The organism is Clostridium formicaceticum, assembly GCF_001854185.1.
Lineage (GTDB): Bacteria > Bacillota > Clostridia > Peptostreptococcales > Natronincolaceae > Andreesenella > Andreesenella formicacetica.
In genome coordinates this window covers 2877273-2891732 of record NZ_CP017603.1, presented here as the reverse complement: position 1 = coordinate 2891732, position 14460 = coordinate 2877273, and the positions used below count along the sequence as shown (strand labels likewise).

Below are 14460 nucleotides of genomic sequence, written 5' to 3'. Positions count from 1 at the left end.
TTAGGCGATGATGTTAATGGAAGTACGCGAAACACTATATAATAAAGTCATTTACATTCAATCCAACTAAATCATTAATATAGGTCATTCCAATAAGTCTCCCTAGTGGTGTTAGTTCATACCTTCCAGCTTGGCATAAATTCATCCAGTCAACTATAAGACTAAGATTTTTATAAGGTGCTACAGCATTAGTCTCTCTAAAATTCTTCGAACCAACTGCTTTATACTCGTCAGTATTAGTAATAATCAATGGTTGATTATTACTAATAGTGATGGCGCGCCCTCTCATACAATTCATGGTTGTTAAGTAGCTTAAATCTAATAGTCTTGTCATGTCAACACTGTTTATCCTCTTAACAATAGGATCAATAATTGAATTAACCCTACTAAGTGTAGAATCATCCATTGTTAAATCATAAACCAAGCACATTAGGGTCAACACAGATACATGTCTTTTAGTAAGTTTAGGTACTACTTGAAGAGCTTCCCCAGCAATTAAGCTAACAACATCTGTAGCATCTTTATTAAGTAGTGTAGCAAACAACTCACTTAAAAGCTCATAATTGCATTTGTCACCAAATCTTGCGAAACTCTTACCTAATCCTTGTAATTCATACTGTATATTAGGATCAATAAACCTCTCCGTATCTATCGAATCATGATGCCTACTTAAAGCGTCCTCTAGCGAGTCCAATCCTTTACTAACTCTTATATCAGCTTCTTGTCTAGCTACATCCTGTATTCTAGGAAAATTCATTTCAAACAAATCCATAAAAATTTCTTTTATATCTTTATATGAGCTACCAACAATCATATCACCAGACACTTGAATTGCACTAGAATTATTACCTAGACTCTGTTTTTGCCTATCATTCATCTTGATTTCCCCCTATTTGAAGTATAGTTGCCTCTAACCTGAATGCCTCTGCTATTATTGCCTATTTTCTGTTTTTGAACCGAGTTCCTACCTTTAAAAAATCCCAGTATATAGAAAATAAAACTAGTAAATATACCTGACAATAACCACTCATAATTATTCTTTAAAAAAGCTAGTATTGTATCCATATTTCCTCCTCAACTAGTTGACATTGTCACATAACATCGCATTACCGCCCCTAGATTCGCATTTTATGCTATATTAGTGGGATTTGCGAACTTAATTTCAGTAATATTTGCTTATTTCATAACAACTTAAAACTACTCACTTCTTATAAATAGCTTCTATTCTATCTCCCTATTTCTACAATAAAATGGAAAATCCTCCAAAAAACAAAAAAAGCTGGAAATTAATCCAGCCCTTTGAATAGTTCTATACTATTTTTTAAATGTTCATAAAACCCTATAATAATGTAGGACATCAAAAGACCAATAATAAGTCCTCCTAGGGACCATTCTATTAGAAAGATGCCCAAAGTCCCACCTAATAATAACAAAATCCAAGGAATTAATTTATTGTTTAAATTACTATGCTCCTTAAGCATGTAACCTACTACCCAAAGGCCAGCAAATACTAATAACCATGGATTGGCTAAAAATATTTTTAAAACTTCTATAATACTATCTAACTCATGCATTGTATCTCCCCCTTATTTGTAAATATCTACTCTTTGTTCTTTTTCATCCCAGGTTACTTTTATGCCTAACTGATCACTTATGAATTTTAATGGTACCATGGTGCGGCTGTTCTTTGTTTCAGGGGCTACATCCAGTTTGATTTCTTTTCCCTCTACTGTAGCTACATCTTTTCCTATCCAAAGGGAAATGCTTGCTTTTTCTTCTACAGTTACTGGGGCAGGTTGGTGAAATTCTATTGCCCATGCCTCCATGAAGGTCAACCATTCGGGGATGTCTAGGGATAAAGGCCATTTTTGATAAGCATATGGCATAAAGTATCTCCCTTGGTTGGCCCATTCTTTCCCCCAGCTGTTTTGTCCTTCTTGATAGCCTATTAAATCAGCAAATTTATAGTAATCATCAAAGCTCAATAGAAAGGTTGCATGTCCCCCTAGTAGGGTGCCATCTGGTTTATTAAGATGTCCTTTGTTTTTATCAATGTTTGTTTTCCAGTTGTTTTCTGTCACCATGGTTCCAACAGCCACATACATACCATTTGCTATGGCATTTTTAATTTCTTCTAACCCCTGCAGCTGATAATAAGCTTTGATTTTGTATTGAGCCGCTTGTCTCATCATGGTATCTGTAAGAACTGTGTTCTTTACCCCTTTTCCGCTAGGACAGAATTTTTCAGGACAAAGGCCATGCTTTTGAATAATTTTCATGGCTACACGGATGTAAGTACCAGGGGTATTAGGGATACCATCCTCTTTTTTGCACATAGCGTAAAGCCAACTCCAGGAAAATCCACCCTCCGGCATTTTTCCTAAGGCATGAAAGAAAGCATTGAATATGCCTGCTACAGTAGCTTCTACACATTCAGGTTCTGCCCCTTGGTTAATGACAAAGGGTGGATAGGGGAGTTTGGCATTGTTTGTAGTTATTTTGGCGGCTAAAGGTGATGTACTTAAGGCGTAGTCCCTGGCATCTGGAGGGGAGGGAAGAACTGCTGAGTCAGGACACTGTTTTTTGATTTCCTCAATTCTTTTTAACCATTTAGAATATTCTTTTTCAAACATGATTATTGCTCCTTTCTGTATTCAATTTCTACATTTGTTCCGTGGCCAGTAACTTTATAACCTAATTCTCTTAGAAAAGTAACCGGCACATAGTTTTTATTTTCATAAAAAATACCTTCAACTTGTGAAGGCATACCGTGAATATTTAACTTGATATTTTGTTTTTCAACGATGTTTTGCTTCTTCAATGGATAGACCTCCTTCATGCCTTTTAATAGAGCTTCAGCTAGTTTTTGTCTGAAGGCTGGTGTTTTTAATAGGGCTTCTTCTCGTGGGTTGGAATGAAAACCCATCTCCACAAGAATTGCTGGCATATTACTTCTTCTGATGACTGCATAATAGTCTTTACCATGGATGGGCGAGGTTGCATTGTCTACTAGCCTTGTTTTGATCCCTCTATCCCTTAATCCTGTAGCTTCAACTAAATTCCTTTGAAGAATTTCTGCTGCTCGTTTTGCCTCTTGATGGTGTTGTTGGTTTTGCCATTCATTGTTTAAGGTATAGAAGGTTTCTATTCCATTTGAGGTTTCAGTTCCAGCATTGGTATGAAGGCTAATAAAAAGCCTCCCCTGCCATCTATTAGCCATTTGGGCTCTGTCATAAAGTGCTACTGTTTCATCCTTTTCTCTCGTCATTTTTATTGGGTAACCTTCTTTTATTAACAATTCTTTTAGTCTAAGGCCAATATCCAAAACACCGTCTGCTTCTATATATCCAGTAGGGCCTTGATTGGCCCGATCCTCTCCACCGTGTCCTGGATCAGGAATAATTACCTTTTCCATCATTCATCCTCCCTTATCTAAAAACTTTGTTCTTGATCTCTTTAACATCCTTTTGTACATCTTCAATGATGTTAAATCTGCCGCTTAAGTCTTGAATAATCTCTTGATACTTTATTTCTCTTTTACTGTTTTCTTTTAATACGTAAAAAAGTAAATAGCCAAAGAGTATAGCAAATACCCCTTGGCCCACTAACATTTTGATAACCTCATTTTCCATAACCCACCTGCTTTCTGAAGTTAAAGGAGCGTTTTAATGCATCTACATAGGTGCACCAGTACCCTCTTCATACTGTTATATTGCTCTTGTGTCGCATAAATTTTCTATTCTGTCACAGCTTCATCGACTGTCGGTGTATCTCCCCATACTGCAAATACAGCTTTTTGTTGTGCTTCTGGTAATTCGTTTTGTGCTTCCTGTCTATCTCTTTCATTGTTTACATAAGCTTTTCTATGAGGCTCTCCAATGGGATATTCAATACCTTCGTGTATAATGTATTGCTGTCTTTTTACACTTACACTATCTTGTTTCAGCATATCAAGCGTTATTTTTTCAATCATTTAAAATCCCTCCCTATATTTCATAAACACAAGAAACATCTATCCTAGTAATTGATGTTAAGGCACTATATTGTAATTGTTCAGGACCCGCATTATTTTGGGTAATCTGAAAATTTAATCTTGCATCAGATGTAATTCTAGCACCTACTTGTTTATTTGTTATATCAATTAAAACATTTCTCATCTCAGCAATCGTTGCAGGATATACAGCACCATTGTAATGTGCAGGAACGAAGGGTAAACCTTCAATTATTATTGCACCACTACCTGCTGTAGTAATACTTGATAATTGAATCCATATATTGACAAAGACTAAATTTCCTTGTCTAATATATCTCCCAACTTGAGCAGTATAAGTATAACTTCCATTTAATAAGCTAGGTGTAAAACTTCCTTTTTCTGTTTCAAATCCATGCACTCCACCATTTACAACACTTTTGTTGATATGTGTATCTAACTCTGACTTTCGTGCTATTTCAATCCAATTTCCCCAATTGCCATCTACTCTTGAACGATAAAAAATTCTACCCCTATCGTTTCCGAAGTCAATATACTGCAATCTTTGTGTTAGTGCAGTGGCGTTAGACTCTACTGCTATTATTACTCTTCTGTTGGTGCCTGTGGTTATAGGCTCGTTTATTTTCGCTGTTGAATAAACACCCTGATAATTACCTACTGTTATTAAATCGTTGAAATTAGTAAAGTTAGGTAGAATTTTGTAACCACCTACAAACCCATCATGTGTCGTACTTTCAGCCAAATGTATATTAACTTTCTGTTCAATTGACTGTCCATCTGCGGTGAAAACAACATCCCCTTTTGTATGAGGATAATATATATTCCCACTATGATCCTCTATTCTAATTTTATGTTCTGTCATTATACCACCCCCTATATTTTCTTGAAGAATACTTTAACGTCAGCAGCTGTAGCTAGAGTTGTTCCAAATTTTACACTGTCCCCTGGATCTCCTTTATCCCCTTTTGGTCCTTGGGGTCCTGTAGCTCCTGTGGCACCAGTGTTTCCTGTAGCTCCTTTTATATTACCTCTCACTGTCCATGTACTAGCTGCTGTTTTTTCTCTTATATCCCACGTTGATGTGTTTAGGTGCATATCTCCAACAACACCTAGTCCTGCTGCAGGAGTCCCGGTGCTTATGTGCCATGTCTTCCCATCTGCCCCAGCAACTCCTTGAGGACCCTGTGGACCTGTAGGTCCTGTTGCCCCAGTATTTCCAGTGTCTCCTTTGGGTCCCTGAATGCCTTGTGGTCCTTGCGGTCCAGTATCTCCAGTAGTCCCTTTTATATTACCTCTTACTGTCCATGTGCTTGACCCTGTCTTTTCCCTCACATCCCATGTAGTAGTGTTTAAATGCATATCTCCAACAACACCTAATCCGGTACTTGGATTTGATGTTGCTACATACCATGTTTTCCCATCAGCACCAGCAACCCCCTGTGGTCCTTGAGACCCTGTTGCCCCTGTATCTCCCTTCAACCCTTGTGGACCCTGTGGACCTGTTGCTCCTGTAGCACCAGTATCTCCCTTAGGTCCCTTTAATGTACCTGCATCAAGCTTCTGCTGAAATGTTTGTCCGTCTGCAAATTTGACTGCATCAGCTGATGTTAGTACATCAACTTCCTCAATTACATTGCCAGTAGCTTCATCTAGCAATTGTACTCTTACCTTACTTAACGTAGACATCTTGCATTCCCCCTATTCTATTTTCAACCCCATAGTAGGGCTCACTTTTATATTTTCAGTAGTGGCTATTGGAGCTTTATCTGTAGCAACAAAATAAAATGCTCCTTTTTCCCTCTCCCCTACAGGTATATTTTCCTCAGTTACTACTATCTGTATATGCTCAGCCAAATGCGTATTAATTGCAGTAGCATTTTCTTTCATTTTTTGATCGATTATATCCATGTTGTCATTTTGAATCTGCACATCATAGTACTCATTACCTGCAGGTTTCTTTAGACTATAATTAGGTGTCTGCGCCAACTAAATCACCTCTTCTCTTAATTGATCGTGAGTATACTGGCTTAATTGATTATGTGTAAATTGTGCCAAGGTATTATGTGTGTTGTAGATAAATTGAAATAAAGCCACCAGATGTGCCGGTTTTATTTCTTCAATAGCGTTCTTTAAATCTTCCAGATTAGGTGGTATACCTAAAGTTCCTACAAACTTCACTGTAAAGGAATAGTTAGGATTATTTTCAATCACATCTACCTCTCCATTGGAGTAAGATTCGGATACGTTTTTAATTAAGTTTACAGTAACAGTACCGGATCCTCTAAGTTTGCTTTTGATAACCGATCTTCTGAATGCAGCCGGTTTAGAATTATTCACTGGTATACCTAACTCTTTTTCCCATCGTTCTAAAGCAAAGGTTGCTGTATCTACAAAGAATTGATTCAATACATCATCTAATTTGCTATTGAATTCCTGCATTTGTATAGCTTCAACGCCTGTTAAACTATTCATTACTTGACTAGTTTTATAATACCCTGGCATATGTCTTAGTAATTGGTTAGACAACTGTTAACACCCCCAAAACAGCCACTTGAGTATCTAAAATATTAATGTTTCCAGCTCCACCATTGATTGTAAGACCTGAGTAATCAAGTACGCCATTAGTATTTAAGATAGTGCTTCCAACGATGGCATAGCTTACGTAGTTTTCGTGAAAAGCTATAGATGTTAAATAATTCGTGATATTGTTTTCAATGGCTACCTTAACAAAGTCTAGCTCATAGTTATCTGTGTCAATTATTAATGTTACAGATAAGTTTATTTGTAATTCTGCAGCGCTCTCAACTGTTACTGTAGCTCCTATCGGCCTTTCTTCTTCAATATGTGTAGCTACGTTAGTCACTAATTGAGCATCAGCTCCGCGTTTATTACTATTGATAATTACTACCTTTACTGTGCCAGGACCATCCCAAGTAGGAAAAACTCTAGCATCCCCTACCCCTATAACCTCTTTGGCCCAATTCCTATAATGATACTTATTACCGCTAGTAGCAGGAGTTCTCACCTTATCCCAATACCTCCCTCTGAGTTCTTCGTTAGTTTCTCCATTGTAACCACTTGTCACAGCTTCAGGGTTCGTTACGGAAGTAAGTCCTGCTAAAGTTACTGGGAAAAACCTAATAGCTCCTGCCGGCACATTTCCTATAGTGCCAAAGGATTCACACTCTACCAATACACTCTCTTGCCCACTGGGTCCTATTGTCTTACTTTCTTTAAACACAAAGGTCACTACATCACTAGCAACTTTATCACCAGTATTAATCAAAGCTCCTTGGGAGCCGGTTATAAGTACTGTAGTTGTTGCTTTTGTTGCCGGCTTACGTTTTATCCCCTGTTCAGCGACTTTTTTATCTAACCATTCACCAAAGGAAGTTTCGGCAAAACCTTTATCCAGGATGGCATCAGCTTTTTTATCAGCTTCGTCAAGTTCTAGACCAACTGCTTTAAGATTGTCATAAAAAAAAGACCCTTCTGTTTTATCATACTGATCATTGATACTTGACAACATTCTGTTTAACCGTTCTTTGTCCATTTAAAATACCACCTCCTGCTCGAAGGTGTGTCCATCTTTTAATACCACTGTAAAAAATATATTCAAAGTAGCCACTTCCCGTTCAATCCTAAAATTTTCGACTTTTTCTATCTTGGTGTGCTTTGCCAAGGCTTCTGATATTTCTCTTTTGAGTTCAGATTGTAGAAAGAATGCTGGAAATTTCTTTCCTAGTATTAGCTTTCTAACAGTTACGCCGTATTCATCCGCATCCTCTTCTTTATAGATTTTGAATTTAAACTTTTCAGTTCTTAAGAGTTTTTCAATCCAAACTTTAACAGCCTCAACATCTTCTACTACCACAAGTCGGCCATCCTTCATAACAAAATCGCCCTTTTTAAAATCATATAAAAAACTTTTACCACCAGGCTTTTCTTCTTCTGATTGTCCTGCTTCTCTTATTTCATCTAAATCCAAACTAGGAAACATCCCATCACCCACCTCTACAATTTAGTGATCTTATCAACTATAAACCATGTTTGCTCGTCAACTGTACTGACAAGCAACACTTCATCACCGACTTTTATTGTATCTATATAAGTAATTTTGCCTGTGTGTTCCAAAGATTCCATCACAGTATGAGCATCATATATTTGGGGAGGTGGTGTGTGAGTGATGATATCTCCTTCACTTTCACTTTGAAATTCTCTTGTGTATCCTGCTAAAACATGGTCACAACAATACAGTTGATCTTTCTCTAAAATCACAGTGCCATCTAAAATGCTAACTTTTACATTTGGAAATGTTGACACTACTTTACCTACCACATTTCCTATAACTTGTCGATTATTCCTCTCCGTAAATAACTTAGATATTTCCACATCCCAATTTTTCTTGGACATTAGATCACCTTCTCTACAGTAATACTCATTTTATGAATACGGTTATTATAGGTGTGGGTACATTCTTTTACTAGATATCTTCCACTTAACCCGAAGGTTTCATTGTTAATTTCTAAGATTCTTCCACTTCTAACTTTATCATCTCCTAAGAGTTCTAGGGAGATATCTTCATGTACTTTGTTTGAATCTTTAAGCTTGTTTTCAGCTATATTTTTAGCTTGAGAGATGTTTTTATCATCTATACTTTCTACATCTTGTAATAGCCCATATTTTGCTATATTTGCTGCATCTTCTACAGTTGCTACAACTCTAGTACTTTGTTCGTCACCACTTGTAATTTGAATACTGTTTCTCATGGCTTGAATTGATTCTGTTTTGTTAATGCTCCCTATGGCATTTAATGCATTAAAAGGTGCTATGTTACTTGCAGGTTTAAATATAGGGATGACTATTAAATCTTCATATTTTTCTATATAGAGCTTTCCTTCTCGCATTTCTAATCTATATTTTGTTCCTGTTTCATTTGTAGCCTGATCCAGAATATCTTTAATAATCTCTGCCACGGTTTTATCTTTATATATCTTTGTAATCTGTGTAGATATACTTGTGATGTTTCCTACAGGAACATTGAATTTAGAGCATAATTGCTTAATTGCATCTGTAGCAGTTATCTTCTTAAACTGAATAATAATTTTAGATTGATTGAGATAAAAAGCATAATCAAAAGCTGTGATAGTTTTCTTATATCTCTCTATTCCTAAGTCTGTAATAATTCCTCTAAATACTTCTATATTATTATTCGTTAATATTAATTTATCTCCAATCTCCACCAGGTCCCAATTTGTCATATATCTATCTTCTTTGTTTCTTGCTACATCAAAAGAAAACTGCATACCTAAAGTATCTAAACTATCACGCCAAGTAAGACTTGCACATAATTGTGTGATATTTAAACTTTGCGGATTGTTTTTAATTAGAAAGATGGTGTAATTATCTATTGTCATAACTACACCACCTTTACAAATCTATATTCTTTTAAATCTAAGCTGTACCGGATATCTCCGTTCCTCATGAGTCCGTAGGAAAAACTCTCTATTGTACAAGGCATATTTAGCCACTCAGACTCATCTTTTTTACTCATAACAATACGAATAGGTACCTTTGCACTTCTCCATTTTTTGAAAAATTCTACGTAGGCCCATCCATCTGAACTACTGCCAGCTTTAAGCCATTTATAAGGATGGGTAGGGAATATAGAAGTGATTGACAGCGTTCTAAGGCCTATATCTCCTATAAGATTTAGGGTGCCATTATTAATCGTTTGAAACTCTTCGTTGTTTTGCGGATTCTGCACTTCTATATCAGATGGTATAACAGGAAAAATCAATACTTCTTCATTGTTATTTGCAGATACTACAATATTCACAGTTATACCCCCTATACCGTATTTCCTATTACTAATTTTATCTTATTGGCTATATGTTGCCCTGCCTTTTCAAAAAATTCTTCCTCACCCACAGTAACTCCTTGAAAATACACATTAATTGACACATCTTTTTTGCTAGATGTGTTGTAATTATTAGTCAACTGATTTGTAGTAGCACTTCCTTTGTTTTTATTAATTAGCATATTCGCTTGAGTTAGAAGATCTTGTGACCGTTTTGTTTTCTTTAAAGGAATAGCAATTTCAGGTCCTGCTTCACCAAATATGGAAGGTCCTGTTGCAATTCCACCTTTTGCAAACTTAGGAAGCTGGGCTATGTTAATGCCAAATTCTTGTCCTCCAAATTTGGGTACCCAATCAGGCACTTTAACCTTAACAGAGTTTATGCCGCTTATTACCTTATTGATCCCATCGATAAAGAAATTTATAAAGGACTTAAATCCTACTTTGACACCTTCCCATATTCCTTTAAAAAAATCGCCAATAGGGCTAAAGGCTGCCTTAATACTTTCCCATAGTTGCCCTGCTTTTTCGCTTACTGTATCCCAATTCCTCCATAATGCATAACCAATAGCAATCAAAGCTCCTATAGCTAATATGATCCACCCTATAGGTGAAACCACTAGGGTGCCATTAAAGATCAACCATATGGTGTGAAGGCCGGTAAGTACAGTTTTTAATATGCCCATGACTTTAATAACTGTATATAGGGACATAATAAATACTAAAATGGTGCTGATGAGCTTTTCATGCTCTTTGATAAAGTTTAATATGCCTTTTATAAATTCTATAACCTTTGTGATGCCATCACCTATGTTTTTAACCCAACCTTGTATTCTTTCTTCATTATTTGTCACCCAACCGTCTATCTTGTCTATGTACTCACCGATGGCACCTGACTGCGACATCATGATGCTGGTGAATATGTTCTTTGTTGTATTTTTCATCTTGCTTAGTTTAAAACCTATAGTGTTGGTCATAATTTCAAAGGCTTCATCGGTAGCACCAGCACTGTTTTTCATAGCATCTAGGGTACTATTAAAGTCATCAATCCCATCTCCTGTAAGGATCAAGGCTCCTGATAAAGCTCTAACATTACCAAATAACTTACCCATAACTTCTGTATTGCCACCTGTTTTTTCCTTGATCTCCTGTAAAAATCCAGCCATTCCCTTTGATTCAATAGCTGATGTACTAAAATCTATGCCTAATTGCTTTGCCATTTTACTGGCTTCGCTGGTTGGTTTAATAACGGATGTTAAAACTCCTTTGTAGGCCGTTACCGCTTCATTGGTTTCTAAACCATTTTTCGTGAGAGCAGCCATCCCTGAAAATAATTCATCTATAGATACCCCAGCACTTTTAGCAATTGGAGTTAATGGTCCAAGACTTTGAGAGAGTTCTGCCACCGTAGTTACCCCTAAGTTCTGAGTAACTAATAGCTTATCAGATATTTGCTGCATAGCCTCTGTTCCTTCAAGCCCAAATACATTCATGGTACTGGTCATAATCTTGAGGGCACTATTGGCATCTGTGAATCCTGCCTTTGCAAGTTTTGTAGCGGTTACACTAGCTTCTATACTCTCTGTAGCCTTTACCCCTGCGGAAATAGCACTGTACTGGGTTTCTGCAAGTTCCTGTACACTTACATTAGTAGCTGTACTGTATTTAAGAAGGTCCTTTTGTATATCCTTTAAATCCAAGGAATTTTTAGCAATAGATTTTACTTTAGCAGCACCTTCTTCAAGCTCCAGTAGTCCATCAAAACCTACCTTTACTGCAAAAGCCCCAGCTAGAGCTCCTGCAGCTAATGCAACTTTAGCTGTCTTTTTAATGACATTATCCATTGCCTTTACGCTTTTGTTTTTCCAACGCTCTACTTGATTTTGTGACTTTTTCATTTCCCTAGTCACTTTGTCTACATTTTTAGAGACTTTTACTAAAGGGCTTGAAATTTTGTCTTTTAATGCTAATATCGTTGCTATGGTTCTGCTCACTAGGCCTCACCTACTTTCCGAACATAGCCTTATATTTTTCTTGTTCTTGTTCTATCATGTAGTTCATAGCTTCTACATAGAATAATTTTTCGGTAAAAGAAAGAGATAATAAAGAGTTTAGCGTATGTCCTTTACTTAAGTAGTAGGCATACATATTACACTCTCCATCATCTCTTATAAGTTTTTTATTTCATCACCAATCTTGTCTAGTCCATAAAAACTATTAATAATTTCTACAATGTCCTTCATTTCATTGAGTTGCTCCTCTAGTATTGCAGCTGGTAAATCAGTAGATTCTGCTACACCATACACTTCCATAGCTTCCTTTGTGTTTTCTCTAAACATAGGGCAACATTCATAGATTAATGTGTTCATGCCTCCTAGGTTTTCATCTTCTAGACCTTCCACAATGTTCATGTATTTTGCCAGTGGAATTTTTCTAATTTCAATTTGCATCCCTAGGGTCTCTGAATCATAGTGCTTTACTTGTAGTTTGTCTATTTCCCCTTGCTTTTTTCTTGCTATAATCTCTGCTAATGTAGCTTTTAATTTTGACATATTTTCACCTTTCCTTTTTAAATAAATGACGCCCTAGATTAAATTCTAAGGCGTTTTATTTTTATTTTAGATATATCTACTGTAATACTTTATAATCTCTGGCTTTTAATGGAAGCTCTATCTCCGTAACTGTTCTTGATTCATATTGACTAAGAGGAAATTCATCCACCGTTACATCAATATACTTCACTCTTTCCATCTGCCCTGTAAGTGCATTTTCCTCTTTGATAATAACGCTAATTTCAAGATCGCCGTTTTTGTCTGTTTTTAACTCTTTTAATATCTGCTCATTGCCTGTTTTTCTGATTGTAACGCTACCAGCAATAGAATATCCATTAGGAATTTGCACCATGCCATTACCCTCGGGATCTGGAATTTCTTCATAGTTATTAGTTCTCTTCATTTCGGCTTTGTAACATTCTGCATAGCTTACATCATTGATCCATATCCTACCCTTACTGCCAGTCCAGTATTTATTTCCTTTTGCCATTACATCCACCTACCTTTACATAAAGATGTTGAATCTAAAGTCTTCCATAGCGTTTAATATTTTAATATTTGCGTTTAGAAATACATCTGTTCCTACTGTCATCTGCATGATCTTCTCATCATCCCAAGTATCTACTGTTTCTTTCCCATACTTAGGAATGTTTGCAAGTCTTTGCGCTTCCACATCAACAACAGCTTCGTTTTCAAAATTAGGATCTAACAACAAATCTATCGCCAATGCTGCGAAATAGCTGTTGATGGCACCAATAAGCAGCATCTGATTGTCTAAATAATTTTTGTATTTGCCTTTGTAGAATTTCTTCCATGTAGTGAAGATATCGGTGTAGATTAGGTCCATGACCTCCACAATAAGGATAAACTTCATATCATCTGTAACACCTTGTCCTGTTGTAACTAGACTGTTAATGCCTCTTACAACCCTTACATCTCCTTCATCGTTAAAAAGTACAAATTCCCCAGCATTAACAGCTGCTTCTAAATCTTCAGGCTCAGTCACACTCTCAAATTTCTGTAATGGTCTTGCAATAGCACTCATATCAAGAGATAATCCCGCAAGATAACCCATTAGCCATGGCACAGCTTTATCTGCTGTTTTCTTACCTCTAGCATCTTTAAATGTAATCTCTGGATTTGTAAAATTAACAACATGGATATCATCACTGATCGTTGCTTGATTCAAAAATACTTTATATCTTTTCTTATCATTTTGGTTCGAAGCTTTTATAAAGCTCACCAAATCATCTTTTTCTCCTTGAGTTGCATCTGCCATAGCAATCCAGCAGTTCATAGGCACCTTCCCTTTCACTGCCTTTAGGGTATCTGTTAATGTCCCCTCTGTATCCATTCTTGCTACAATAAGCTTCAGTGGAGCTCCTTCTAGGACATCTTTGATGTACTCCACATTCTCTGCTGTATATTTTGCCTGTTCTGCACTTTCAAAATCAGCAATACTTCTATACTCTGCAAAAATAAATGTCTTGTCAGTATCATCTTTTATGATTAACACAGCAACCCCTTTACTGCCTCTTTGCACAGCACTTACACCAAGACCCTTAAAGATAATGTCTATCTTTGGTAATCCGATATCAGCCATACTATCAAATCCTTCCTATTTGTAATTCTTCTATATTTTCTACTTCATGTTCCTGTTCGCTTCTGTCATATTCTTCAGATAACCTTAAGTCAAAATAGCAGTGTAGTACTTTATCAACAATATCTAGTGCTAGTTCCTCTATTTCTGCATTAGTGCACTGATTAATCTTTAAGGTATTATCCTTTAAAAATAGATCATTCAAATCATCCTGCATGTTCAGTAGCTCAATTTTGTTTTTATGTTTATCTCTAGGAAAATAATAAAGCCTTACAGTTATTTCTCTGTCCAAGGCTTCATTCATAAAATCAGTAGCTTTTAGATTATCAAAACTAATAAAAAAAGAAGGTCTTGTAATGCCTTCTGCTACGTCAGTACTCGTTACTTCTATATCTTCAAACTTACTTTTAATTTTGTTTACTATTGCCTTGTGAATCTCTTTATATTTAACCATCTT

The 14460-nt window shown here is 36.3% G+C and carries 21 protein-coding genes; all 21 read right to left on the bottom strand.

Features of this window, described 5'->3' with window-relative positions; translation table 11 throughout:
• Window positions 1–34: 34 nt before the first annotated feature.
• Window positions 35–877 (bottom strand): LPO_1073/Vpar_1526 family protein, encoded by an 843-nt coding sequence (locus BJL90_RS12985; protein WP_070968742.1) that lies wholly within the window; start codon window positions 875–877, stop codon window positions 35–37.
• A 409-nt stretch (window positions 878–1286) separates the two neighbouring features.
• Window positions 1287–1574: a phage holin family protein gene (locus BJL90_RS12975; protein ID WP_070968736.1), complete on the bottom strand. Its 288-nt coding sequence runs from the start codon at window positions 1572–1574 to the stop codon at window positions 1287–1289.
• Between the two features lie 12 nt (window positions 1575–1586).
• Window positions 1587–2633: a stalk domain-containing protein gene (locus tag BJL90_RS12970; RefSeq protein WP_070968733.1), complete on the bottom strand. Its 1047-nt coding sequence runs from the start codon at window positions 2631–2633 to the stop codon at window positions 1587–1589.
• Between the two features lie 2 nt (window positions 2634–2635).
• Window positions 2636–3415, bottom strand: a complete 780-nt coding sequence (locus tag BJL90_RS12965; protein WP_070968729.1) for an N-acetylmuramoyl-L-alanine amidase family protein — start codon at window positions 3413–3415, stop codon at window positions 2636–2638.
• A 13-nt stretch (window positions 3416–3428) separates the two neighbouring features.
• On the bottom strand, window positions 3429–3632 hold the full coding sequence (locus tag BJL90_RS12960) for a BhlA/UviB family holin-like peptide (RefSeq protein ID WP_070968726.1): 204 nt from the start codon (window positions 3630–3632) through the stop codon (window positions 3429–3431).
• Between the two features lie 104 nt (window positions 3633–3736).
• Window positions 3737–3973 (bottom strand): hypothetical protein, encoded by a 237-nt coding sequence (locus tag BJL90_RS12955; protein ID WP_070968723.1) that lies wholly within the window; start codon window positions 3971–3973, stop codon window positions 3737–3739.
• Between the two features lie 13 nt (window positions 3974–3986).
• A complete protein-coding gene (locus BJL90_RS12950; RefSeq protein WP_070968720.1) occupies window positions 3987–4853 on the bottom strand; it encodes a pyocin knob domain-containing protein in 867 nt (288 codons plus the stop codon).
• An 11-nt stretch (window positions 4854–4864) separates the two neighbouring features.
• Window positions 4865–5677: a collagen-like domain-containing protein gene (locus BJL90_RS12945; protein WP_070968717.1), complete on the bottom strand. Its 813-nt coding sequence runs from the start codon at window positions 5675–5677 to the stop codon at window positions 4865–4867.
• Window positions 5678–5689: 12 nt separating this feature from the next.
• Window positions 5690–5977 carry a hypothetical protein gene (locus BJL90_RS12940; protein WP_070968713.1) on the bottom strand — a complete coding sequence of 96 codons (288 nt, stop codon included), beginning with the start codon at window positions 5975–5977 and terminating at the stop codon, window positions 5690–5692.
• Window positions 5978–6517, bottom strand: a complete 540-nt coding sequence (locus BJL90_RS12935) for a YmfQ family protein (protein ID WP_081561981.1) — start codon at window positions 6515–6517, stop codon at window positions 5978–5980.
• Window positions 6510–7544, bottom strand: a complete 1035-nt coding sequence (locus BJL90_RS12930) for a baseplate J/gp47 family protein (protein ID WP_070968710.1) — start codon at window positions 7542–7544, stop codon at window positions 6510–6512. Before BJL90_RS12930 ends, BJL90_RS12935 begins: the two co-directional genes overlap by 8 nt.
• On the bottom strand, window positions 7545–7991 hold the full coding sequence (locus tag BJL90_RS12925) for a DUF2634 domain-containing protein (RefSeq protein ID WP_070968707.1): 447 nt from the start codon (window positions 7989–7991) through the stop codon (window positions 7545–7547).
• A 14-nt stretch (window positions 7992–8005) separates the two neighbouring features.
• Window positions 8006–8404, bottom strand: coding sequence for a DUF2577 family protein (locus BJL90_RS12920; RefSeq protein WP_070968704.1), 399 nt, complete (start codon window positions 8402–8404; stop codon window positions 8006–8008).
• Entirely contained in the window at window positions 8404–9408 is a 1005-nt protein-coding gene (locus BJL90_RS12915) for an XkdQ/YqbQ family protein (RefSeq protein WP_070968700.1), read from the bottom strand. The genes BJL90_RS12920 and BJL90_RS12915 overlap by 1 nt, the downstream gene beginning before the upstream one ends.
• A gap of 2 nt (window positions 9409–9410) precedes the next feature.
• The gene (locus BJL90_RS12910) at window positions 9411–9830 is read right to left on the bottom strand and encodes a hypothetical protein (RefSeq protein ID WP_070968695.1); all 420 of its coding nucleotides are present in this window, start codon (window positions 9828–9830) and stop codon (window positions 9411–9413) included.
• Between the two features lie 11 nt (window positions 9831–9841).
• Window positions 9842–11845, bottom strand: a complete 2004-nt coding sequence (locus BJL90_RS12905) for a phage tail tape measure protein (protein ID WP_070968692.1) — start codon at window positions 11843–11845, stop codon at window positions 9842–9844.
• Window positions 11846–11855: 10 nt separating this feature from the next.
• Complete coding sequence (locus BJL90_RS21980) at window positions 11856–11999, bottom strand: hypothetical protein (protein ID WP_156778782.1); 144 nt, start codon at window positions 11997–11999, stop codon at window positions 11856–11858.
• 20 nt (window positions 12000–12019) lie between these two features.
• Window positions 12020–12403 (bottom strand): hypothetical protein, encoded by a 384-nt coding sequence (locus tag BJL90_RS12900; protein ID WP_070968686.1) that lies wholly within the window; start codon window positions 12401–12403, stop codon window positions 12020–12022.
• Between the two features lie 76 nt (window positions 12404–12479).
• On the bottom strand, window positions 12480–12893 hold the full coding sequence (locus BJL90_RS12895; RefSeq protein WP_070968683.1) for a phage tail tube protein: 414 nt from the start codon (window positions 12891–12893) through the stop codon (window positions 12480–12482).
• A gap of 15 nt (window positions 12894–12908) precedes the next feature.
• Window positions 12909–14006, bottom strand: a complete 1098-nt coding sequence (locus BJL90_RS12890) for a phage tail sheath C-terminal domain-containing protein (RefSeq protein ID WP_070968680.1) — start codon at window positions 14004–14006, stop codon at window positions 12909–12911.
• A 4-nt stretch (window positions 14007–14010) separates the two neighbouring features.
• The gene (locus BJL90_RS12885; protein ID WP_070968676.1) at window positions 14011–14457 is read right to left on the bottom strand and encodes a phage tail terminator family protein; all 447 of its coding nucleotides are present in this window, start codon (window positions 14455–14457) and stop codon (window positions 14011–14013) included.
• Between the last annotated feature and the right edge of the window lie 3 nt (window positions 14458–14460).